This window comes from Pseudomonas sp. GGS8 (genome assembly GCF_024168645.1).
GTDB lineage: Bacteria > Pseudomonadota > Gammaproteobacteria > Pseudomonadales > Pseudomonadaceae > Aquipseudomonas.
In genome coordinates this window covers 161,326-182,380 of the sequence record NZ_JALJWF010000001.1, presented here as the reverse complement: position 1 = coordinate 182,380, position 21,055 = coordinate 161,326, and the positions used below count along the sequence as shown (strand labels likewise).

General features: G+C 60.4%; 19 protein-coding genes, 2 tRNA genes and 1 pseudogene. 16 read left to right on the top strand and 6 right to left on the bottom strand.

The window, feature by feature from the left end:
- The gene (locus J3D54_RS00860; protein ID WP_253416313.1) at positions 1-2,121 is read right to left on the bottom strand and encodes a TonB-dependent receptor; all 2,121 of its coding nucleotides are present in this window, start codon (positions 2,119-2,121) and stop codon (positions 1-3) included.
- Positions 2,122-2,317: 196 nt separating this feature from the next.
- On the opposite strand from J3D54_RS00860, the gene J3D54_RS00855 reads away from it, so the two are divergent.
- The 10 genes and pseudogenes from J3D54_RS00855 (at position 2,318) to J3D54_RS00810 (ending at position 9,715) form a co-directional block, all read left to right on the top strand.
- Positions 2,318-3,340: an NAD(P)H-dependent glycerol-3-phosphate dehydrogenase gene (locus tag J3D54_RS00855; protein WP_253416312.1), complete on the top strand. Its 1,023-nt coding sequence runs from the start codon at positions 2,318-2,320 to the stop codon at positions 3,338-3,340.
- A 35-nt stretch (positions 3,341-3,375) separates the two neighbouring features.
- Complete coding sequence (locus J3D54_RS00850) at positions 3,376-3,723, top strand: DUF4389 domain-containing protein (protein ID WP_007937595.1); 348 nt, start codon at positions 3,376-3,378, stop codon at positions 3,721-3,723.
- Positions 3,720-4,172: a phosphohistidine phosphatase SixA gene (gene sixA, locus J3D54_RS00845; RefSeq protein WP_253416311.1), complete on the top strand. Its 453-nt coding sequence runs from the start codon at positions 3,720-3,722 to the stop codon at positions 4,170-4,172. Before J3D54_RS00850 ends, sixA begins: the two co-directional genes overlap by 4 nt.
- 118 nt (positions 4,173-4,290) lie before the next feature.
- Positions 4,291-4,782 (top strand): annotated as a pseudogene (locus J3D54_RS00840) (AMP-binding protein); the annotation flags it as partial.
- Between the two features lie 32 nt (positions 4,783-4,814).
- On the top strand, positions 4,815-5,258 hold the full coding sequence (locus J3D54_RS00835) for a hotdog fold thioesterase (RefSeq protein ID WP_253416310.1): 444 nt from the start codon (positions 4,815-4,817) through the stop codon (positions 5,256-5,258).
- Positions 5,259-5,408: 150 nt separating this feature from the next.
- Positions 5,409-6,215: an alpha/beta fold hydrolase gene (locus J3D54_RS00830; RefSeq protein WP_253416309.1), complete on the top strand. Its 807-nt coding sequence runs from the start codon at positions 5,409-5,411 to the stop codon at positions 6,213-6,215.
- Positions 6,212-7,066 carry an alpha/beta hydrolase gene (locus J3D54_RS00825; protein WP_253416308.1) on the top strand — a complete coding sequence of 285 codons (855 nt, stop codon included), beginning with the start codon at positions 6,212-6,214 and terminating at the stop codon, positions 7,064-7,066. The genes J3D54_RS00830 and J3D54_RS00825 overlap by 4 nt, the downstream gene beginning before the upstream one ends.
- A 50-nt stretch (positions 7,067-7,116) precedes the next feature.
- The gene (locus J3D54_RS00820; protein WP_253416307.1) at positions 7,117-7,776 is read left to right on the top strand and encodes a glutathione S-transferase family protein; all 660 of its coding nucleotides are present in this window, start codon (positions 7,117-7,119) and stop codon (positions 7,774-7,776) included.
- 8 nt (positions 7,777-7,784) lie between these two features.
- On the top strand, positions 7,785-8,591 hold the full coding sequence (locus J3D54_RS00815) for a DUF4892 domain-containing protein (RefSeq protein WP_253416306.1): 807 nt from the start codon (positions 7,785-7,787) through the stop codon (positions 8,589-8,591).
- Between the two features lie 68 nt (positions 8,592-8,659).
- Positions 8,660-9,715 carry an AI-2E family transporter gene (locus tag J3D54_RS00810; RefSeq protein ID WP_253416305.1) on the top strand — a complete coding sequence of 352 codons (1,056 nt, stop codon included), beginning with the start codon at positions 8,660-8,662 and terminating at the stop codon, positions 9,713-9,715.
- 103 nt (positions 9,716-9,818) lie between these two features.
- On the opposite strand, the gene xopAW is transcribed toward J3D54_RS00810, so the two are convergent.
- The 3 genes from xopAW to J3D54_RS00795 form a co-directional block, all read right to left on the bottom strand.
- Positions 9,819-10,670: an EF-hand domain-containing protein gene (gene xopAW, locus J3D54_RS00805; RefSeq protein ID WP_253416304.1), complete on the bottom strand. Its 852-nt coding sequence runs from the start codon at positions 10,668-10,670 to the stop codon at positions 9,819-9,821.
- Positions 10,671-10,902: 232 nt separating this feature from the next.
- Complete coding sequence (locus J3D54_RS00800; RefSeq protein WP_253416303.1) at positions 10,903-11,955, bottom strand: HAMP domain-containing sensor histidine kinase; 1,053 nt, start codon at positions 11,953-11,955, stop codon at positions 10,903-10,905.
- Positions 11,955-12,713, bottom strand: a complete 759-nt coding sequence (locus tag J3D54_RS00795; protein ID WP_253416302.1) for a response regulator — start codon at positions 12,711-12,713, stop codon at positions 11,955-11,957. Before J3D54_RS00795 ends, J3D54_RS00800 begins: the two co-directional genes overlap by 1 nt.
- Before the next feature lie 292 nt (positions 12,714-13,005).
- Here J3D54_RS00795 and pyrF point away from each other — a divergent pair, with 292 nt between their 5' ends.
- A complete protein-coding gene (gene pyrF, locus J3D54_RS00790; protein ID WP_253416301.1) occupies positions 13,006-13,704 on the top strand; it encodes an orotidine-5'-phosphate decarboxylase in 699 nt (232 codons plus the stop codon).
- Positions 13,705-13,771: 67 nt separating this feature from the next.
- On the opposite strand, the gene J3D54_RS00785 is transcribed toward pyrF, so the two are convergent.
- Entirely contained in the window at positions 13,772-14,776 is a 1,005-nt protein-coding gene (locus J3D54_RS00785) for an NADP-dependent oxidoreductase (RefSeq protein ID WP_253416300.1), read from the bottom strand.
- Between the two features lie 235 nt (positions 14,777-15,011).
- Here J3D54_RS00785 and J3D54_RS00780 point away from each other — a divergent pair, with 235 nt between their 5' ends.
- The 3 genes from J3D54_RS00780 to J3D54_RS00770 all read left to right on the top strand — a co-directional run bounded on the left by J3D54_RS00780 (position 15,012) and on the right by J3D54_RS00770 (position 19,552).
- Positions 15,012-15,773, top strand: a complete 762-nt coding sequence (locus tag J3D54_RS00780) for an SDR family oxidoreductase (protein WP_253416299.1) — start codon at positions 15,012-15,014, stop codon at positions 15,771-15,773.
- Positions 15,774-16,087: 314 nt separating this feature from the next.
- Entirely contained in the window at positions 16,088-17,479 is a 1,392-nt protein-coding gene (locus tag J3D54_RS00775) for a PLP-dependent aminotransferase family protein (protein ID WP_253416298.1), read from the top strand.
- A gap of 108 nt (positions 17,480-17,587) precedes the next feature.
- Complete coding sequence (locus J3D54_RS00770; RefSeq protein ID WP_253416297.1) at positions 17,588-19,552, top strand: methyl-accepting chemotaxis protein; 1,965 nt, start codon at positions 17,588-17,590, stop codon at positions 19,550-19,552.
- 109 nt (positions 19,553-19,661) lie between these two features.
- On the opposite strand, the gene J3D54_RS00765 is transcribed toward J3D54_RS00770, so the two are convergent.
- Positions 19,662-20,420, bottom strand: a complete 759-nt coding sequence (locus J3D54_RS00765) for a hypothetical protein (protein WP_253416296.1) — start codon at positions 20,418-20,420, stop codon at positions 19,662-19,664.
- A gap of 393 nt (positions 20,421-20,813) precedes the next feature.
- On the opposite strand from J3D54_RS00765, the gene J3D54_RS00760 reads away from it, so the two are divergent.
- Positions 20,814-20,889 (top strand) — tRNA-Glu (locus J3D54_RS00760).
- 2 nt (positions 20,890-20,891) lie between these two features.
- A tRNA-Gly gene (locus J3D54_RS00755) sits at positions 20,892-20,967 on the top strand.
- Positions 20,968-21,055: the final 88 nt, after the last annotated feature.

Here is a 21,055-nt window from a genome sequence, read left to right as displayed (position 1 = left end):
TTAAAACTCCAGCTCTGCGCTGAAGTAGAGCACCCGGCGCTCGTCGTAGTTATTGTCGACGAAAGTGGTGGGCTGATTGTCGAGGCGTTGCTGGAGGATCCCGGCCAGCTCAAGATTGGCCTTGCCCAGGCCGATGCGTTTGGCGATGCGGGTGTCGACCCGTTCGAAGCGGTAACCGTTGAGGGCGTCGGCGCCATAGTAAAAGAGCGCGCTGTTCCAGCCCTGGCCCCAGTTGCGCAGCCAACCGGCGGAGCCGCTGTTGCGCGCCGTTTGTTGGGCATCCAGCGGGTTGCTCGCCTCGGCATCGACGTAGGCATAGGTCAGGCGCAGACGGTCGGCGCTGCCGACGCGCCAGTCCAGCTGGGTTTCAGTCCCGCTGAAGCGCGAACTGTTCGAGTTGCTGGCAATGTACTGATTGTTGCGCAGCGGTTCGCTGATCATGCCGTTGATTTCGTCGTAGAACAGCTTTACATCGACTGCCAGCCCCCACTCTGTGAAGTAGCCGTTGTAGCCCAACTCCCGGGAGCGCATGCGTTCCTGTTCGAGGTCACCCGGGCCACGGGTCCTGACGAAATAGCGGGCGCTGGTCTGGCCGTAGGCACTGGGATGCAGGTTGGTCACCTGGTAGCTCCAGTTGACGCTGTTCTCGAACATGTCCGGCGAGCGGACGGCTTCCGAATACACCGCGCGCAAGCCGTGGCGCGGGTTGATCAGATAGTTGACCGCCACCCGCGGGGTCAGCGAGCTGCCGGTCAATTGCGTGTCTTCGAACATTGCCCCGCCCTGCAGCAACCAGTGCTCGGTGGCGCGCCACTCGAGTTGGCCGAACGCCCGCCAGGTGGTGTCGTCGAGCGTCCCATTGAAGTAGGTCTCGGAGTCTGCCCGGTCGTAACGATAGTTCATGCCGCTGACCAGTCGCAGGGTGTCGGACAGGCTGAGGGTATCTTGCAGTTCGAGATCGTACCGCGATTCCCGGGAGCTCTGGTCGATGTCGCCGCACAGCGTTTTGTTCGCGCCGTTTCGCCATTGCGCCAGGGCCTGATTGGCCAGGTTTTGTTCCGCTGCCGTGCCGGGGGGCGCGAGGCCCGTGAAGCGTGCGATGTTGCGCGCCAGACGTTCGGTGTAATTGGGATTGAGCTGCCAGAGTTGGGTCAGCTCCGGGCTGAACGAGATCTCGGCATCGCAGGCACGCCAGGTCTGCTGACGATCCCAGTGTTGCGCCGAGCCTTGAATATAAAGGCTGTGATCGGGGTTGATGTCCAGGTTCCAGCGTAGCGAGCTGGCGTAGTCCTTGGCGATGACGTCGGAATTGTTCCCTGCGGCGGTAATCCCTGAAAACACCGGGCGGTAGGTGTAGGGCCGCTGGTTGGTCCCGTCCTTGGCGTTCAGTTGCCAGTCGATGCTCTGGTTCTCATTGAGCGTCTGGCTGACGGCGAGGCTGAAGCGATTCAAGCGACGGCCGTCGCGGTAATCGGCACCGGTGCGGTCCGAGTCGAAGCCATCGTCTTGTTGGCCGGACAGCGACAGGCGCAAGTCGCCGCTGTCCCAACCCATGCCCTGGCTGGCATAGAAATCGTTGATGCCGCGTTGGCCTCGGGTGACTTTCAGCCGCGTGCCGTGGCTGTCGGCCGGTTTGCGGGTGATGATATTGACCACCGCCATCAGCGCGTTGGCGCCGTAGCTGACGGTGTTCGGGCCACGGAAAACCTCGATGCGCTCGATGTCCTCCATGGCCACCGGAATATCACTCCAGTCCACCGTGGCCAGGCCCGCGCGGTACACCGAGCGGCCGTCGATCAGCACTTGCATGCGCCGCGCTTCGCTGGCGTTGGTGCCGTGGTAGTTCACCGCCGCCTGATTGCCGCTGATATTGCCGACCATCATCCCCGGCACCAGCCGCAGCAACTCGCTGATGTCCCGCGCGCCGCTGGCGTTGATCAGTTCGCTGTCGATCACCGTCATGCTGCCCGGCACGGCCGCCGGCGACTGCTTCAGGCGCGTCGCGGTAAGCACTTGTGGCAACGGATCGTTGTCCAGGAACAGGTCGTCGGCCAGCAATGGCGAGCTGAAAATCAGCGCCAGCACCAGTGGCGAGCGAGGATGGGGAGAGCCAAAAGACACAGAACGGCCTTGATAGCGATTAATTGGCGCGCATGTTAACCGAGCGCAATGACTTTTCCAGTCACGTTGTGGGCATTTTCCTCGGTTTTCTTGGTCTTCTTCCAACAAGTGCCGGTAATTGATGTCGGGGCTGGCCGCCACTGGGCCGCTCCGTATAATGCGGGCATCGCCACTGGTATGGATTAACGGATTGCATATGACTGAACAGCGCCCAATTGCGGTCCTGGGAGGCGGAAGTTTTGGTACCGCCGTGGCTAATCTGCTGGCCGAGAACGGGCATCAGGTGCGACTGTGGATGCGTGACCCCGAGCAGGCCGAGGCCATTCGGGTCAATCGCGAGAACCCGCGTTACCTCAAAGGCATCAAGATTCTTCCGGCGGTGGAGGCAGTCACAGACCTGCAAGCCACGCTGGAGGCCTGCGACCTGTGCTTCGTCGCGTTGCCCTCCAGCGCGCTGCGCTCGGTGCTGGCGCCCTACGCTCAGCTTTTGAGCGGCAAAATGCTGGTGAGCCTGACCAAAGGCATCGAAGCCCATACGTTCAAGCTGATGAGCCAGATTCTTGAAGACATCGCCCCACAAGCGCGCATCGGCGTGCTGTCCGGGCCGAACCTGGCCCGTGAAGTCGCCGAGCATGCGCTGACCGCCACGGTGGTCGCCAGCGAAGATGAAGACCTTTGCCAGCAGGTCCAGGCCGCGCTGCATGGTCGGACCTTTCGCGTGTACGCCAGCGCCGACCGCTTTGGCGTGGAGCTGGGCGGGGCGCTGAAAAACGTCTACGCCATCATCGCCGGCATGGCGGTGGCGTTGGGCATGGGTGAAAACACCAAGAGCATGCTGATCACCCGGGCACTGGCGGAAATGACCCGCTTCGCGGTGAGTCAGGGGGCCAATCCCATGACGTTTCTGGGGCTGGCGGGCGTCGGTGATTTGATTGTCACCTGCTCATCACCGAAAAGCCGCAACTACCAGGTCGGGTTTGCCCTCGGCCAGGGCTTGAGCCTGGAGGATGCGGTGACGCGTCTGGGCGAAGTAGCCGAAGGCGTGAACACCCTCAAGGTGCTCAAGGCCAAGGCTTCGGACGTGGGCGTGTACATGCCGCTGGTCGCCGGATTGCATGCGATTCTGTTCGAAGGGCGCACGCTGAACCAGGTGATTGAGTTGTTGATGCGTGGCGAACCGAAAACCGACGTGGACTTTATTTCCCCTAGTGGTTTCTAAGCACTTAACCGATACGAACAGGGAACGAGGCAGACATGAACGATCCGAAAGTAGAAGGCAAGTACGAATCCATCCTGCTGCGGGTACTGTGGATGATTGTCTATGTGCTGGTCTGGCAAGTGGCGCAATTGATCCTCGGCGCAGTAGTGCTGGTGCAGCTGATCTATCGTTTGATTTATGGCGCACCGAGCGCCAGCCTGATGAATTTCGGCGACAGCCTGAGCCAGTTTCTGGCGCAGATCGGTCGTTTCGGCAGCTTTCACAGCGACCAGAAACCCTGGCCGTTCGCTGACTGGCCGGCGCCGCGTACCCCGGAAGGTGAAGCCCCGCACGTTGTGGCGCCGGCACCGCATCCGGCCCGAGATGAGGAACCGAAGCTATGAAACTCTGGGTATTGCGTCATGGTGAAGCCGAACCTCACGGTAGTTGCCCGGACTCCGAGCGGGCCCTGACCGACAAGGGGCGCAAAGAGGTGAAGCGCATTGCGGCCAAATTGAAGGGCAAACACCTGGCAGCCATTTATGCCAGCCCTTATCTGCGAGCGCAGGAGACTGCATTGCTGGTGCGTAAGGAGCTGGGTTTTGCACCGGAGATTCGCACCGTCGAGTGGCTGACGCCCGACAATAATCCGCAAGCGGTGGCGGAGCAGTTGGTGTCCGTGGATCACGCGCTGCTGGTCAGCCACAACCCGCTGGTCGGTAACCTGCTGGGCTATTTGCAGCATGGTCACGTGCAAGAACCGGAAAGAGTCGGCACCGCCGGGCTGGCGGAGCTTGAGGGCGACGAACTGCTGGTCGGGGCGATGAAGCTCAACGGTATCAAAACCCCGTAACCTGCCTTTGCTTCTGCTTTTGCAGGAGCGAGGTCGGCGGCGGTGTTCTTGAGTTTTTGGATGAAATAGTCAACCAAGCACTTGCTTGGTTGGCTGCGCTTGCCCCAGACCAAAAAAAGCCGAAACCCTTACCGAAGACGGCTTCCTGCGCACCGGTGACAAGGGCGAGGAAGACGCCTAGGGCAACCTGCGCCTGACTGGGCGCCTGAAGGAAATCTTCAAGACCAGCAAAGGTAAATACGTCGCTCCCGCGCCGATCGAGAATCGTCTGGCGGTGCATTCGCGGATCGAACAAGTGTGTGTGGTGGGCGATGGCTTGAGTGCGCCACTGGGTTTGTGCGTGTTGTCGGTGGTTGGTCAGCAGAATGCCAGCGGGACGGCGAGGGCGGGTTTGCATTCAAGACTGGAAAAACTGCTGGAGGAGGTCAACGGCGTTCTCGACAGGCATGAACGCTTGCGCCAGCTGGTGGTGGTCAAGGACAGTTGGGCGGTGGAAAACGGCTTCCTGACACCGACCCTGAAGATCAAGCGCAACATGATCGAAGCGGCTTACGGTGCGCGCTTCGAAGAATGGAGCGCGCGCAGCGAGGCGGTGCTGTGGCAGGATTGAGTCACGAACAACTCCAACAAAGGAACGCAACGATGAGCCTGTGGCGCACCACTCCCAACGTCGAGCAGTTGAACGCTATCCAGAAAAACACCATCGGCGAAATGCTGGATATTCGCTTCGAAGCTTTCGATGACGAGTCCCTGACCGCGAGCATGGTCGTCGACCACCGCACGCACCAGCCTTATGGCTTGCTACACGGCGGCGCCTCGGTGGTGCTGGCCGAAACCGTCGGCTCGATGGCCAGTTACCTGTGCATCGACGCCAGCAAATTTTATTGCGTGGGCCTGGAAATCAACGCCAACCATTTGCGCGGTCTGCGCAGTGGGCGGGTGACGGCGGTGGCCAAGGCGATTCACATCGGGCGCACCACTCATGTCTGGGATATTCGCTTGAGCAGCGATGAGGGTAAGGCCAGTTGTGTGTCGCGCCTGACCATGGCGGTGGTGCCGTTGGGGGAGAATCCGCCGGCGCGATGAGTTTCGCCAGCGGCTACAGAGGGGCGGTCTATTCTTCTGCATCCCTATAGCCCTGACCCGACTGTCATCATTCCTGTCAGTTACGGTCATTGCTGCTGGACACGGTCTTACGGACAATCAACCCCTCGACTCGCTTATGGATTTGCCGGTATGCCGCAACAGATATTTTTCGCCCACGCCAATGGTTTTCCTTCGGGGACCTATAGCAAGTTGTTCGCGGCGCTGGCGCCCGAGTACCAGGTGGCGCATCTGGAGCAGCACGCCCATGACCCGCGCTTCCCGGCGGATGACAACTGGAACAATCTGGTGGATGAGCTGATTCATCACCTCAAGCAGCAGCCAGAACCGGTCTGGGGCGTTGGCCACTCTTTTGGCGGCGTGCTGCACCTGCACGCCGCGTTGCGTTGCCCTGAGCTGTATCGCGGCGTGGTCATGCTCGATTCACCGGTGCTGACCCGCACCGATCAATGGGTGATCCGTGCCGCCAAGCGCTTTGGTTTCATCGATCGTCTGACCCCGGCCGGTCGCACGTTGGGGCGACGGGAAGAGTTCGCCGATCTGGAGGCGGCCCGCCTGTATTTCGCCGGTAAAACCCTGTTTCGCGGTTTCGACCCGGAATGCTTCGAAGCCTACCTTCAACATGGTTTGCAAAAAGTCGGCGACAAGCTGCGCCTGCGTTTCGACCCGGCCACGGAAATCAGCATCTACCGTGGCGTACCGCACACCAGCCCCGGTCGCGCGCGGCAGTTGAAAGTACCGCTGGCGGTGGTTCGTGGGCACAAGAGCCGCGTGGTGATGCGTCATCACGCCCGATCCGTCGGGCGCATGCCGCTGGGCGAGTCCTTGACCCTGCCCGGCGGCCACATGTTTCCGCTCGAACGTCCACAAGACACGGCCACGCTGCTGAAGAATCTGTTCAGTCGCTGGGACGGTCGCCGCCAACAGGATTGCGCATGAATAGCGTCGTCGAAGAAGTTCGCCTGAGCCTGCCGCATATCGAGTTGGCGGCGCACCTGTTCGGTCCCGAGGACGGCTTGCCGGTGATTGCCTTGCACGGCTGGCTGGACAACGCCAACAGCTTTGCCCGACTGGCGCCGAAGCTCAAAGGTTTGCGCATCATCGCGCTGGACCTGGCCGGGCACGGTCACTCGGGCCATCGGCCGAACGGCGCCGGTTACGCGCTGTGGGACTACGCCCACGATGTGCTGCAAGTGGCCGAGCAGTTGGGATGGAAACGTTTTGCACTGCTGGGGCATTCGCTGGGGGCGATCGTCTCGCTGGTGCTGGCCGGGTCATTGCCGGAGCGGGTGACTCACCTGGCGTTGATCGACGGCATCATTCCTCCTACAGACAAAGGCGAAAACGCCGCTGAGCGCATGGGCATGGCCCTGCAAGCGCAGCTGGATCTGCGGGAAAAACGCAAACCGGTCTACAACAGCCTCGACCGGGCCATCGAAGCACGCATGAAAGGCTTGGTGGCGGTCAGTCGCGAAGCCGCCGAACTGTTGGCCCAGCGCGGCTTGATGCCGGTGCCGGGTGGTTATACCTGGCGCACCGACAACCGCCTGACGCTGCCGTCGCCGCTGCGTCTGACCACTGAGCAGGCGATGGCTTTCGTCCAACGCGTCAGTTGTCCTGCGCACCTGGTGGTCGCGGCTGACGGCATGCTCGCCAAACATCCCGAGTTGCTGGAACGTCTACCCTTTAGCCATGAACAGTTGCCTGGCGGCCATCACTTGCACCTCAATGACGAACCCGGTGCCGGTCTTGTCGCAGACTGTTTCAATCGGTTCTTCGCCGTTCCTTGACTTGCGTCGGGCAACTGTCGAGGCTGGGCGGGTTGAAATGGGAGACAACCATGATAGATCTGTACACCGCTGCGACCCCGAATGGCCACAAGGTCTCTATCGTGCTCGAGGAACTCGGCCTGCCCTACACGGTGCATGCCTTGAGTTTCGACAAAAAGGAACAGAAGTCCAAGGACTTCCTCAATATCAACCCCAATGGCCGGATTCCGGCGATTGTCGACCGCGCCAATGGCGATTTCGCCGTGTTCGAATCCGGCGCGATCCTGATTTATCTCGCCGAGATGACCGGCAAACTGCTGCCCCAGGATCCGAAAGGACGCTCGGTAGTGTTGCAGTGGCTGATGTTCCAGATGGGCGGCATCGGCCCGATGCAAGGCCAGGCCAATGTGTTTTTTCGCTACTTCCCGGAAAAGCTCCAGGGCGCCATCGATCGCTATCAACATGAAACCCGACGCTTGTATGAAGTGCTCGACACGCGCCTGCAAGCCGTGGAGTTTTTGGCGGGCGAGTACAGCATTGCCGACATTGCGACCTTTCCGTGGGTCCGCGGCCACGATTGGTCCGGTGTCTCGGTGGACGGCTTGCCGGCCTTGCAGCGCTGGATAGCCACCCTTGAGGCGCGCCCTGCGGTGCAACGCGGTTTGCTGGTGCCTGAGCGCATCGATGACGCCAGTGTCATCAAGGGTGCCCAGGCCATGTTGATCCGATGAGCCTGTCCATGCGTTCACTCACTCTGCTGGCGCTGTGCAGTTTCAGTCCCTGGTTATTGGCGGCTGACATCCCGGGCAGCCAAGACCTGCCGATCGTGCCGCGCATGACCGATGCGCAGATCGTCGACTATCGCCCGCCGGTGGCGCTTGAGCGGATTTACCCGTTGGGGTCGATCCGCAAGATCAGCGGCCAGTTGCGCTTCGACGGCCAGCTCAGCGCTCGTGGTCAAACCACCTCGGTTACCTACGAGTTACCAGCGGAGCATTCCTCCACCGATGCTTTCACCGCCGCTCGTGAAGCCTTGCAGAAACAGGGCGCCGAGCTGTTGTTCTGGTGTCAGGCCCGGGATTGTGGGGAAAGCAGCCTGTGGGCCAATGAAGTCTTCGGCAATGCCAAGCTATATGGCGCCGATAATCAGCAGGCTTATTTGCTGCTGCGTCTGGCGGCCCCTCAAGACAACACGCTGGTGGCGCTCTACAGCATCACTCGCGGTAATCGCAGGGCTTATCTGCACGTCGAACAGTTCGATGCCTCGGCACCGCTGGGTGATTTACTGCCGACGTCCGCGACGTTGCTGCGCCAGCTCAAAAGCACCGGGAAACTCGACTTCCCCAAACTCGATGGCGACCCTGACGATACTTGGCTGCGTTTGATTTCCCGCGGCCTGAACCTGGACACCACGCTACGGGTCAGCGTTTCCGGGCCCAGTGCCGAAGCCTGGCGCCAGGCGCTGATCGGCCAGGGCGTGCGCACGGCGCGGATGGAAACCGGCAGCGTCGAAGGCTCTGGCCTGCACTTCGAACTGTTGCAATAAGCTTCATTCGGCGAACGCGTTCTGCGCGTTCGCCTACTCTTTGCGGACTGACTTTTTCGGGATCTTACATGGTCAATAACGATCGGCTGTTGGTGCAGATCCTGCTCCTGGCGCTGTTTGGCGCGAGCTTCTGGGTGATGGCGCCGTTCTGGTCAGCGCTGTTCTGGGGTGCGGTGCTGGCGTTTGCCAGTTGGCCGCTGATGCGTCTGCTGACCCGCTGGCTCCATGGCCGTGAATCCCTGGCGGCACTGTTGCTGACACTCGGCTGGATGCTGCTGGTGGCGGCGCCGCTGGTGTGGCTGGGGTTCAACCTGGCGGATCACGTGCGCGATGCCACGGCGTTCATCAAGGATGTGCAGGTCGATGGTCTGCCCGAAGCGCCGGCTTGGCTGGGCGGGATTCCTTTGGTCGGCGAGCGGTTGGTGGGGATCTGGAACAGCATCGATCAGCAGGGTGCGGCGATGATGCTGGCGATCAAGCCTTATCTGGGGCAGGTCGGTAACTGGTTGCTGGCACGCAGTGCGCAGATTGGCGGCGGGATTCTCGAGTTGACGCTGAGTATCGTGTTTGTGTTCTTTTTCTACCGGGACGGGCCGCGTTTGGCGGTGTTTGTCCATGGGTTGCTGGAGCGGCTGATTGGCGACCGCGCCGCGTACTACATCGAACTGGTGGCGGGCACCGTGCAACGGGTGGTCAACGGGGTGATCGGCACAGCGGCGGCACAGGCGGTGCTGGCGTTGATTGGTTTCCTGATTGCCGGCGTGCCTGGGGCGCTGGTACTGGGGATCGTGACGTTTTTGCTGAGCCTGATTCCGATGGGGCCGCCGTTGGTGTGGATTCCGGCCACGGCGTGGCTGGCCTGGAAGGGTGAGTACGGAATGGCGGTGTTCCTCGGGATCTGGGGCACGTTCATTATCAGCGGGGTCGACAACGTGCTTAAGCCGTACCTGATCAGCCGAGGCGGGAATTTGCCGTTGGTGATTGTGCTGCTCGGGGTGTTTGGCGGGTTGATTGCGTTCGGGTTTATCGGACTGTTCATCGGCCCGACGTTGTTGGCCGTGGCTTACAGCTTGTTGACCGATTGGAGCAAGAGTCAGGCTCGGGTTGAGGATCGCCAGTCCTGAGTTTTTTGTTGGGGCTTAGGGCCTCTTATCGCGGGCAAGCCTCGCCCCTACAGGTTTCGGTGTTATCCCTGTAGGCGCGAGGCTTGCCCGCGAAGCTTTTGACTTAAGTGGTCACGTTGAGGTGTTTGCCCACGGTCGCCACGTTATCGAGCGAATACTGCTTGCTCAGGTTGGCGATCATTTTGTTCAGGGCTTCGGTCACGTTGAACTGATGGGTGGAGCTGTCGGAGTTCTGCTCGCGGCCGGCTTGCAGAGCGGCTTTCAGTTCATCGCTGCTGACGCCACCGCTGCTGTCGCTATCGAGCACTTTGAGCAACGCGGCGCTGGTGTCGGTGGAAGTCGATGAAGTGCTGTCGCTCGCCTGCAACGCGCTGCTCAGTTCCGTGGCCGTGACACTGCCATCGCTGTCGGTATCGAGTTGGCTGAACAGCTCTTCGCTGGACATCTGCTGAGGTGGCGGTGGCGGCGGGGTCAGGCTGGCGGCGAGTTCGTCCTGGCTGACGGTGCCGTCTTCATTCTTGTCCAGGGCCGAGAAGATTTTCGAGCTGTCGGCCGTGCTGCCGGCGCTGGTCAGGCCATTGCTCAGCTCATCGCTGTTGATGGCGCCGTCGCCGTCTTTGTCCAGAGCGCTGATCAGCGCATCGGCCAGCTCGGTGTTCGGTGCCTGATCGTGCGTCGGTGGCGTAGGTGGGGCCATCGCGGCCATCTCTTCGCTGCTCAGGCTGCCGCTTTTGTCGCTGTCCAGATCGCTGAAGTTCTTGCTCAGGCTGACCAGCAGACCATCGTCGTTTTTCTGCGACAGGGCGCTCTTGAGCTCATCCTGATTCACCGCACCGTCGCTGTTGCTGTCGAGTTTGGCGAGCAGTTCTTTCTGGAATTGCTGGCTGCGAGCGCTGTTGGTGGCGGTACTGCTGGTACTTGTATAGCTCGTGTAGCTGCTGACACTACCGATCATTGTGCTCACTCCTTGGAATGGGAAACCGGTGGGTGCACCGGTTTATGCAGCCTCAAGGGGCAAGTTGTCGTGGGTTTGTGGGATTTGTATCGAGTGGTACACACATCCAGGCCAGGCGCAGATCCGGTGGGAGCGGGCTTGCCCGCGATGAGGCCAGCACATTCAACATCGATGTTGTCTGTCAGACCGCTATCGCGGGCAAGCCCGCTCCCACAGGGGAATTGTGTGTGGCTTAGAGACGAGGCAAACGGATGACAGCGGTTAAACCACCGCCGGGGGTTTCTTCCAGGCTCAACTGTCCGCCCAAACGCGCCGCTGCTTCCCGGGCGATGGTCATGCCCAGGCCGACGCCGCCGGAGTTGCGATTACGCGACCCTTCCAGGCGAAAGAACGGTTCAAACACCGCTTCCCGTTTATCCGCCGCAATCCCCGGGCCATGGTCGATGACCCGGATCACCAGTTCCTCGCGGCTGTCCTCAAGCGTGATCAGCGCGTCTCCGGCATAACGCAAGGCGTTGTCCAGCAGGTTGTTGATGCATGAGCGCAAGGCCATCGGCTGTACTTCCAATGGCGTGCAATGGCCGCTGCTCTCAACGTCGGCGCCCTGGTCCTGGGCGTTTTCGCTCAGAGACTCCACGAGCGCCTGCACGTCCATCCACTGTGGTGCCTCGCTGGTGCGCTGTTCGTGCAGGTAGGTGAGGGTGGAATCGAGCATGCCGATCATGTCGTCCAGGTCCTGACGCATCTGGCCTTGCAGCTTCTCGTCGTGGATTTGTTCCAGGCGCAGCTTGAGCCGCGACAGCGGTGTGCGCAGGTCATGGGACACCGCGCCGAGCATGCGCGAGCGTTGCTGTATTTGTTCAAGAATGCGTTTCTGCATCAGGTTGAAAGTGTGCGCCGCTTGCCGCGCTTCCCGTGGGCCGGACTCATCCAGAGGCGGACTGTCGAGATTTTCACTCAGGCGTTCGGCGGCGTCGCTCAGGCGCTGAATCGGGCGCGTTAATAGCTTGGCGCCGTACCAGGCGGCGATGATCAGCGAGACGAACTGAAAGGTCAGCGGCACCAGAGGCCCGCCGAACCACGGCCGCGGTGGTCGATTACCGAAACGCGGGTCCATCGGAGGGGGAGGGCCGTCGAAGCGCTCGGAAAACTCCGGTAGCGGCGGGGGAGGTGGGGGCGGCCCGTAATATTTGAACCAGAAGAACGCTAACAAATGCGCCAGTACGATCGCCACCAGCAGCATGCCAAACAGGCGGCCAAACAGCGTATCGAAGCGCGCACGCATCAGCCGATGTCTCGTGCGTCGAACAGATAACCCTCACCGCGAACGGTCTTGATCAACTGCGGGGCTTTCGGGTCGTCGCCGAGTTTCTGGCGCAGGCGCGACACCAGCAGATCGATGCTGCGATCAAACGCTTCGATTGAACGACCGCGCGCGGCGTCCAGCAGTTGTTCGCGGCTGAGTACCCGGCGCGGACGCTCGATGAACACCCAAAGCAAGCGGAATTCGGCGTTGGACAGCGGCACCACCAGGCCATCGGCGGCGATCAACTGGCGCAATACGCTGTTCAATCGCCAGTTGTCGAAGCGAATATTCGCACGCTGTTCAGTACGGTCGTCGCGCACCCGACGCAGAATGGTCTGAATCCGCGCGACCAGTTCTCGCGGCTCGAACGGCTTGGCCATGTAGTCGTCGGCGCCCAGTTCCAGGCCGATGATCCGGTCGGTGGGTTCGCAGCGGGCGGTGAGCATCAGGATCGGGATGTCCGATTCGGCGCGTAGCCAGCGGCACAGCGACAAACCGTCTTCGCCCGGCAGCATCAGATCGAGCACCACTACATCGAAATGTTCGGCTTGCAGCGCCTGACGCATGGCGGCGCCGTCGGAGACGCCGCTGGCGTGGATATTGAAACGGGCCAGGTAGTCGATCATCAATTCGCGGATCGGGACGTCATCGTCGACAATCAGGGCGCGAATGCTCCAGCGTTTGTCATCGGCCGGCGCTTTTTGATCGTCGTTCAGAGGTGCTGGGGAGTTGTGCATGCGTGCGTTCATCTGCCAGGTAGGCTGCCAACCACAAAGATAGGCTGCGAGGTTGTGGCTTCAGCATAGGCGTCCGGCCGTGAGGCGGGAAGTGCTGTAGGATTTGTTGCGGCTGACGAGGGTAGCGTTGAAGGGTGTTGTGGGCGTGTCGTGTGTGTATCGGGTTAGACACAATTGCCGCAGCAGCTAGTCTTGCTTGAGCCGCGACGACGAATTACCGATCATCGGGTCCCGCAGCGGCGCTGGTTCCGCTACAATGCGCGCCGATTTCGACTTGCCTGAGAGCCCACTCATGTCCGCCTGCCAGACGCCTATCATCGTCGCCCTGGATTTCCCCACCCGTGACGCCGCACTGAAGCTGGCCGATCAACTGGACCCGAAGCTGTGCCGGGTCAAAGTCGGTAAAGAACTGTTTACCAGTTGCGCTTCGGAAATCGTCGGCACCTTGCGCGACAAGGGCTTTGAAGTGTTCCTGGACCTCAAGTTCCACGACATTCCGAACACCACCGCCATGGCCGTCAAGGCGGCTGCAGAAATGGGCGTGTGGATGGTCAATGTGCACTGCTCCGGCGGCCTGCGCATGATGGCCGCCTGCCGTGAAGTGCTCGATCAGCGCAGTGGCCCGAAACCGCTGTTGATCGGCGTGACTGTGCTGACCAGCATGGAACGTGAGGATCTGGCGGGTATCGGCCTGGATATCGAGCCGCAGGTGCAGGTGCTGCGCCTGGCCGCGCTGGCGGAAAAAGCCGGGATGGACGGTCTGGTCTGCTCGGCCCAGGAAGCCCAGGCCTTGAAAGCCGCTCATCCGTCGTTGCAACTGGTGACCCCTGGGATTCGTCCGGCGGGCAGTGCCCAGGACGATCAGCGCCGCATTCTGACCCCGCGTCAGGCGCTGGATGCAGGTTCCGATTACCTGGTGATCGGCCGTCCGATCAGCCAGGCAGCGGATCCGGCCAAGGCGTTGGCAGCGGTCGTCGCAGAAATCGCTTAAACGCCGCGAAACCTGTGGGAGCGGGCAAGCCCGCCCCCACAAGGTTTTTTCGTCGTCAGGTAATGGGTTAAACCTTCAACACCAACTTCCCGAAATTCTCGCCGCTGAACAACTTCATCAGCGTCTCCGGGAATGTTTCCAGTCCTTCGACGATGTCTTCCTTGCTCTTGAGCTGCCCCTTGGCCATCCAGCCGGCCATTTCCTGCCCGGCAGCGGCGAACTGCGCGGCGTAATCCATCACCACGAAGCCTTCCATCCGCGCGCGGTTGACCAGCAACGCCAGGTAATTGGCCGGGCCTTTGACCGCTTCCTTGTTGTTGTACTGGCTGATGGCACCGCAAATCACCACCCGTGCCTTCATGTTCAGGCGGCTCAGCACGGCATCGAGAATATCGCCGCCGACGTTATCGAAATACACGTCGACGCCTTTCGGACACTCACGTTTGAGGCCGGCGTGTACGTCTTCGTTTTTGTAATCGATGGCACCGTCAAAACCCAGTTCATCGATCAGGAACTTGCACTTGTCTGCGCCGCCGGCAATGCCGACCACCCGGCAACCTTTGATCTTGGCGATTTGCCCGGCAATGCTGCCCACCGCACCGGCCGCGCCCGATAACACTACGGTGTCGCCGGCTTTCGGCGCGCCGACATCGAGCAGGGCGAAGTAGGCGGTCATTCCGGTCATGCCCAGCGCGGATAAATAACGCGGCAGCGGCGCCAGTTTCGGATCGACTTTGTAGAAACCTCGCGGCTCGCCGAGAAAGTAATCCTGCACACCCAAGGCACCGTTGACGTGGTCCCCCACGGCAAAGCCCGGATTGTTCGAGGCGATGACTTTGCCCACGCCCAATGCGCGCATGACTTCGCCAATGCCGACGGGTGGGATGTAGGACTTGCCTTCGTTCATCCAGCCACGCATGGCCGGGTCCAGGGACAGGTATTCGTTTTTGACCAGGATCTGACCTGCCGCAGGCGTACCGACCGGAACTTCTTGATAGGTGAACGTCTCACGGGTGGCCGCTCCCACGGGGCGTTTGGCGAGCAGGAACTGGCGATTGGTCTGGGTAGTCATGACAGGCACTCAAGATGAATGAAGCCTTGTTGATAGACCTTCATGAGCGATGCTGCAAGGTTGGCTGACGCGGCGAATGCACATCGATCCAGTGCAGTGATGATCAGGGCGGCAGTTCCATCACTGCCACTCATGGGTGCCCAACCGGCCTTCTGATAGTGCTGCCGTGCCACAGGGCGCTGTGGCTAACTGAAAACAGCCGATCCCCCGCATTCTTTTCTTCGAGGACATAACAATGAGCATGACGTTTTCCGGCCAGGTCGCCGTGGTGACGGGCGCGGCCAATGGTATTGGCCGCGCGACCGCTTTGGCGTTCGCCGCCGAGGGTTTGAAAGTGGTGGTCGCTGATCTGGACGCGGCCGGTGGTGACGGCACTGTGGCGCTGATTCGCGCCGCCGGCGGTGACGCGGCTTTCGTGCGCTGCAATGTCACTGTGGAAAACGATGTAAAAAATCTGATGGACGAGGTGGTGAATGCCTACGGCCGTCTCGACTATGCCTTCAACAATGCCGGCATCGAAATCGAGAAAGGCAAACTGGCCGAGGGCACGGTCGATGAGTTCGATGCGATCATGGGCGTTAACGTCAAAGGTGTCTGGCTGTGCATGAAGTACCAGTTGCCATTGCTGCTGGCCCAGGGCGGCGGCGCGATCGTCAATACCGCTTCGGTCGCCGGCCTGGGGGCTGCGCCGAAGATGAGCATCTACGCCGCCTCGAAACACGCGGTGATCGGCCTGACCAAGTCAGCGGCCATCGAATACGCCAAGAAAAAGATTCGCGTGAATGCGGTGTGCCCGGCGGTGATCGACACGGATATGTTCCGTCGTGCCTATGAAGCGGACCCGAAAAAGGGCGAATTCGCCAATGCCATGCACCCGGTCGGACGTATCGGCAAGGTCGAGGAGATTGCCAGCGCGGTGCTGTACCTGTGTAGCGATGGCGCGGCGTTCACCACCGGTCATTCGCTGGCGGTGGATGGTGGTGTTACGGCGTTTTAATCAGGCGTTTCGATATACCTGCTTTTGTGGCGAGGGAGCTTGCTCCCGCTTGAGTGCGCAGCACTCACAAAAATTGGCAATGGTTGCCAGATTATTGGGGCCGCTGCGCAGCCCAGCGTCGGAACGCCGCCCGGAGCAAGCTCGCTCGCCACAGGTTTCTCAGCATTACGCACACTGCCATCGGTTCCGTGAAAACATCGGGCATTGTGTTTCAAATGATTAGAACCGACGGTTTTGGCGGTTTTGTCGCACATCTTGTCGAGCGCTCCTGTGATTAACTGTTTTCCGCAAAACAGACAGGAGTTTGCTTGCTCATGGAGTTGAGAATCGATCGACAGGCATTGGTGCCGGTCGTGCAGCAAATCGTCGACGCGATGGCCGACTGGCTCCATCGTGGCGAGGTGTCGCCGGGGACGCGTTTGCCTTCCGTGCGGCAAATCGCGCGGATCAATCTGCTCAGCCAATCCAATGTTGTCGAGGCCTGTGAACGATTAGTGGCTCAAGGGGTGTTGGCGACGCGCAGTGGGGCGGGTTTCTTTGTCGCGGCAACGGCGCCGGCCGCTCATGGGCAACCGGATTTTTCCTGGTTCGAGGGGGTTGAGGAGCAGCAGAGTGGTGTCGCGTGCGATCTGAAGCTGGGTTGCGGCGGATTACCCGAAAGCTGGCGCGAGACCGACGACCTGAGCTATGCAATACGCCAAGTCAGTCGCACCGACATGGCCGGTTTGTTCAACTACAGCACACCGCTGGGCCTGCTTGCCCTGCGCCAACAGATCCTCAAGCGGCTGAAACAGCTGGATATCGCGGTGGATGAAAGTCGAATCCTCACCACGGCAGGTGCCAGTCATGGGCTCGACCTGATCGTGCGCACGTTGTTCAAACCGGGCGATTGCGTGGTGGTGGAGAACCCCGGTTATTCGATGCTGTTCGATCTGCTCAGGCTGCATGGGGTCAGCATGATCGAAGTCCCACGAACGCCTCACGGACCCGACACCGAAGCACTTCAGTCACTGTTGCTGAAGTACAAGCCCCGTGGCTTGTTCATCAACAGTTTTTATCACAACCCCACCGGCAGCAGTTTGACCTTGGGCGTGGCTCGGCAGGTTCTGCAGCTGGCCAGAAAGCATGGCGTACTGGTGATCGAAGACGACGTCTATGCGGATTTGCACCGCGGTCCCGGTACGCGTCTTGCGGCACTGGGTATCGATGACAACGTGATCTACGTCGGCAGCTACTCCAAAACCCTCAGCAGTTCGTTGCGGGTCGGCTTTGTCGTGGCGGGTGCCGACGTCATTTCGCGACTGGCCAAGGTCAAGATGATCAGCAGCATGGGCGCTTCACGGTTTTGCGAGTCGGTGCTGGCTTGTCTATTGGCCAGTGGCGCCTATCGCAAATTGGTGCAGCGTCAGCGCCAGCGTTTAAGCACCGACAGGGACGCGGCCTTGCAGGTGCTCGAAGACGCGGAATGGGAAGTTTTCGGCAAACCCGTAGGCGGCTTGTTCATCTGGGCACGATCGCGCAAATCCGACGCCGGTCAGGTGCGGATTCAGGCGCGACGCTTCGGTATCCTGCTGTCTTGTGCAACGGCATTCAGCCCCACCGGCCAGGCCCATGACTGGCAGCGCATCAACGTCGCCTATGCCTGTGATCCTCGCGCTCGGGCATTTTTTCAGGCTACCGCTCGAGATCGACCTCAAACGTTCTGAAAGCGACGCTGGCGTAGCTTTTTGCCATTATTCCGACGCCCGAGACTTGTGTTGGCACAAGCCCGTTGCGAATCTGCATTCACAGACAATGGCAGGGGACTAAGCGCAATGATTTCGGCCGTGCAAGGACGTTTTGCCAACCTCGGTATGGCGAAAAAACTGGGTGTCGGGTTTGTACTGGTGCTGCTGTTGACAGCCCTGGTGGCGGCCATTGGCGTATGGTCCCTGCAAACCATCAGTCATCGCTTCGACGGGCTCAAGCAAATGTCGTCGCTCAACAGCGGTTTGCTCAAGGTGCGTTTGCTTGAGCAGGACTACGCCTTGCGCGGCGACCCGAAAATCGTGGACGCCTTGCACGCGGGGGTGGACGCGCTGATCGCGCTGGCGACCGAGCTCAAGGCGCATTCCGCGGCCAACGTGCCGGTCATGAATGACGTCGAACAGTCTCTGGGGGCCTATCGCAAGGCTTTTGACGAGTTCGTCTCGCTGAGCCAGGCCAAGGACCTAGCGCTGGAAATGGCCAGTTGGTCGGTGTCCAGCGTGGCCAATAATCTGGATGTACTGCAGGCCGGGCTTGCCGACGATGGCGCCTATGCCTTGAAGGAGTCCGAGGGCAAGGACGGCGCGCAATTCATCGAGCAGGCGAATCAGGTCAGCCAGGTCTCGCGGCTGATGTTGCAGGCCATGAACGAAGCACGTGTGCGCCTGGACCAGAGCCGCAAGGGCGACGACAGCGCCGGGCAGGGCAAGATCGAGCAGGCCGACCAGGCGTTGACCCAGGCTGAGCAGTTGAAAACCACGGTCAAGGATGAGGGCTACCAGACAGTCCTCAATGAAGTGTCGGGTCACATTGCCAGTTTCACTGAAAAACTTGCCGAGTACACCGGCCTGTTGGCGCAGGAAAAGACTGTATCGGAGCAACTCCACCAGCGCGCCGCTCAAGTGGTGGAGCGGGTGGACCAGGCTTACGCTGCCGAAGACCGGTCGATGCAGGCAGAGCTGAAAAAGAACTCGCTGTTGATCATCGGCTCCTCGGCACTGGCCTTGCTGGTCGGGCTGATTGCCGCGTGGGTGATTACCCGGTTGATTGTCGCACCGCTGCGCAGCGTCATCCGTGTCGCCCAGCAGATCGCCGCGGGCGATTTGAGCGCATCAATCGAGGTGACCCGTCGTGACGAGATCGGCCAGCTGATGCAGGCCATGCAGCAAATGGGTGCCGGGCTCAGCAGCATCGTCAGCGGTTTGCAGGCCGGTATCGAACAACTGGCAAACTCTGCTCAATCGCTGTCGGCGGTGACCGAGCAGACCAACCTTGAAGTCAGCAGCCAGAAGGAAGAAACCGAGCAGGTCGCCACCGCGATGAACCAGATGACCGCCACGGTGCACGACGTCGCGCGTAATGCGGAGGAGGCCGCCCTGGCGGCGCAGACGGCCGATGGCAAGGTCGTAAGCGGTCAGCAGGTGGTGCGCCAGAGCATGGCGCGGATCGAGCAACTGGCAGACTCGGCCACCTCGGCCAGCTCCAGCATCGAAAGTCTCAGTGCAGAAATCCAGAACATCGGTACGGTGCTCAGCGTGATCAAAAGCGTTGCCGAGCAAACCAACCTGTTGGCGCTCAATGCGGCCATCGAGGCGGCGCGGGCCGGCGAGCAGGGCAGGGGCTTTGCGGTGGTGGCCGATGAGGTTCGGGCGCTGGCCAAGCGAACCCAGCAATCGACTGAGGAAATCGAGCGTCTGGTCAGTGCCTTACGCTCGGCGGCGCAGTCGTCGGTGCAGCAGATTCAGAGCAGTGGCGAGTTGGTGAAGCTGGCGGTAAGCGATGCGTTGCAGACCGAAAGTGCGTTGGGGAGTATTGCGGCGGCGGTGTCGCTGATTCAGCAGATGAACCAGCAGATTGCGGCGGCTGCGGAGGAGCAGAGCTCGGTGGCCGAGGAGATCAATCGCAGTGTCACGAGCATTCGCGCCAGTGCGGATCAGTCTTCATTGGCGATGCAGGGCAATGCCGCGTCGAGTATTGAGCTGGCGCAGTTAGGGGGTGAGTTGAGGGGGATGGTGGGGCATTTCAGGTTGTAGCAGCCGCCGAAGACCCAAGCCGCGCCTGGATGATCTATTGATTCTGGCGCCATCAATTCCAACGCAAAAAAAAGCCACCTGACCCGGTGGCTTTTCAGCATTTGCATGATCAGTCGTAGATGACTTTCTTCTTCCAGTCAGCATCAGCCTCGACGTCTTTGAGCCCTTCAGTCAGTTGGTTCACTTCGCCTTCAACCGGGGCGATCTTGTCCATGACCTGGTCGTTGGCGCGGGCCAGGAGTTTTTCCAGGTACTCGAGTTGTTCGCTGTAGACCTGGGGCTCCGGTTGTTTGCGCAGGTATTGCACGCCGCGTTCGAAGGCCAGGCGGGCCTGGCCTGGCTGGTTTTGTTGCAGGGCATGCTGGCCGAGGTTGTTGAAGAATTCGATGTGCAGCAGGACCAGGATATGACGAACCTCGCGGATCCAGTGCTTGGCTTCGTTGGTCGGCAGGTAGCCGTCCTGTGCGGCACGGGTGATCTGGCCATGCAGGGCTTCGAGCAGGAAGCGCACGTCTTTGGCCTTGGCTTCGGTCTGGATCGGTGCCGGCGGGTTGTTGACCGGGATCGATTCGCCTCGGGCAACCAAGGCACTCAGCTCGGTAATCCGTGGCTTGAGCGTGGCGCTGGTTTTTTCCAGGTTGAGCAGGCGCTGGCAGACGTTCAGTTCCAGGCGGGTCAATAGCAACTTGAGCGCGGGTGTCATGAACTGACCGGGAAAGGTCTCGGTGATTTCGCCGCAGCGACGCAGGCGGTCGTTGAGTTCAACCTTGGTGCGGGCTTTTTCCAGCTTGTTGTTTTCCACCACATGGTTCATGTAGCCAATGGCGATCAATAGTGCGATCCCGGCTACGACTAGCAGGGTGATCATGAGTGGTGTCACCGGTAAGACCTCTTTATGGGGTTCGCGTGCGAGTCGAGTGTAGTGGCTTGGCATATGGGCGCATAGGGCCGCTCGACGAGTGAATCGGCTATAGCTCTTCTTATATCGGCCGCAATGCCGCTTCTATAAGTAAATAGCGTGCGAGGTGCACATTGCCATCATCTCGGCATGGACTATAGCGTCTTGGTGGATGCCAGAATATAGGCGCCAAAGGTCAGGCGACACAAAAGCCTGAATCGCTGCCAAAAGCAGGGCGAAGTCATTGATTTAAATAAATTTATATCTGGGGGTTGACGACCCCTCAATCCATCCATAGAATGCGCGCCACTTACAGCGTAAAGCACACAGCGAAACGCGGTAGGGAGTGAATGTTGTACGTGTGTCCCCTTCGTCTAGTGGCCTAGGACACCGCCCTTTCACGGCGGTAACAGGGGTTCGAGTCCCCTAGGGGACGCCAATGCGGGAATAGCTCAGTTGGTAGAGCACGACCTTGCCAAGGTCGGGGTCGCGAGTTCGAGTCTCGTTTCCCGCTCCAATTTTAAACAGCGTTGCTTTCGGGCAAAGCTGAGTGAAACCAGAACCAAGTCTTCGGATGCGGGTCTGGGCACCGAAACACACACCAT

What these genes read in the sequence shown, in the direction of transcription:
- J3D54_RS00855 (WP_253416312.1), top strand. Translation starts at nt 2,318, where the DNA reads ATGACTGAACAGCGCCCAATTGCGGTCCTGGGAGGCGGAAGTTTTGGT.
- J3D54_RS00850 (WP_007937595.1), top strand. Translation starts at nt 3,376, where the DNA reads ATGAACGATCCGAAAGTAGAAGGCAAGTACGAATCCATCCTGCTGCGG.
- sixA (WP_253416311.1), top strand. Translation starts at nt 3,720, where the DNA reads ATGAAACTCTGGGTATTGCGTCATGGTGAAGCCGAACCTCACGGTAGT.
- J3D54_RS00835 (WP_253416310.1), top strand. Translation starts at nt 4,815, where the DNA reads ATGAGCCTGTGGCGCACCACTCCCAACGTCGAGCAGTTGAACGCTATC.
- J3D54_RS00830 (WP_253416309.1), top strand. Translation starts at nt 5,409, where the DNA reads ATGCCGCAACAGATATTTTTCGCCCACGCCAATGGTTTTCCTTCGGGG.
- J3D54_RS00825 (WP_253416308.1), top strand. Translation starts at nt 6,212, where the DNA reads ATGAATAGCGTCGTCGAAGAAGTTCGCCTGAGCCTGCCGCATATCGAG.
- J3D54_RS00820 (WP_253416307.1), top strand. Translation starts at nt 7,117, where the DNA reads ATGATAGATCTGTACACCGCTGCGACCCCGAATGGCCACAAGGTCTCT.
- J3D54_RS00815 (WP_253416306.1), top strand. Translation starts at nt 7,785, where the DNA reads ATGCGTTCACTCACTCTGCTGGCGCTGTGCAGTTTCAGTCCCTGGTTA.
- J3D54_RS00810 (WP_253416305.1), top strand. Translation starts at nt 8,660, where the DNA reads ATGGTCAATAACGATCGGCTGTTGGTGCAGATCCTGCTCCTGGCGCTG.
- xopAW (WP_253416304.1), bottom strand. Translation starts at nt 10,670, where the DNA reads ATGATCGGTAGTGTCAGCAGCTACACGAGCTATACAAGTACCAGCAGT.
- J3D54_RS00800 (WP_253416303.1), bottom strand. Translation starts at nt 11,955, where the DNA reads ATGCGTGCGCGCTTCGATACGCTGTTTGGCCGCCTGTTTGGCATGCTG.
- J3D54_RS00795 (WP_253416302.1), bottom strand. Translation starts at nt 12,713, where the DNA reads ATGCACAACTCCCCAGCACCTCTGAACGACGATCAAAAAGCGCCGGCC.
- pyrF (WP_253416301.1), top strand. Translation starts at nt 13,006, where the DNA reads ATGTCCGCCTGCCAGACGCCTATCATCGTCGCCCTGGATTTCCCCACC.
- J3D54_RS00785 (WP_253416300.1), bottom strand. Translation starts at nt 14,776, where the DNA reads ATGACTACCCAGACCAATCGCCAGTTCCTGCTCGCCAAACGCCCCGTG.
- J3D54_RS00780 (WP_253416299.1), top strand. Translation starts at nt 15,012, where the DNA reads ATGAGCATGACGTTTTCCGGCCAGGTCGCCGTGGTGACGGGCGCGGCC.
- J3D54_RS00775 (WP_253416298.1), top strand. Translation starts at nt 16,088, where the DNA reads ATGGAGTTGAGAATCGATCGACAGGCATTGGTGCCGGTCGTGCAGCAA.
- J3D54_RS00770 (WP_253416297.1), top strand. Translation starts at nt 17,588, where the DNA reads ATGATTTCGGCCGTGCAAGGACGTTTTGCCAACCTCGGTATGGCGAAA.
- J3D54_RS00765 (WP_253416296.1), bottom strand. Translation starts at nt 20,420, where the DNA reads ATGATCACCCTGCTAGTCGTAGCCGGGATCGCACTATTGATCGCCATT.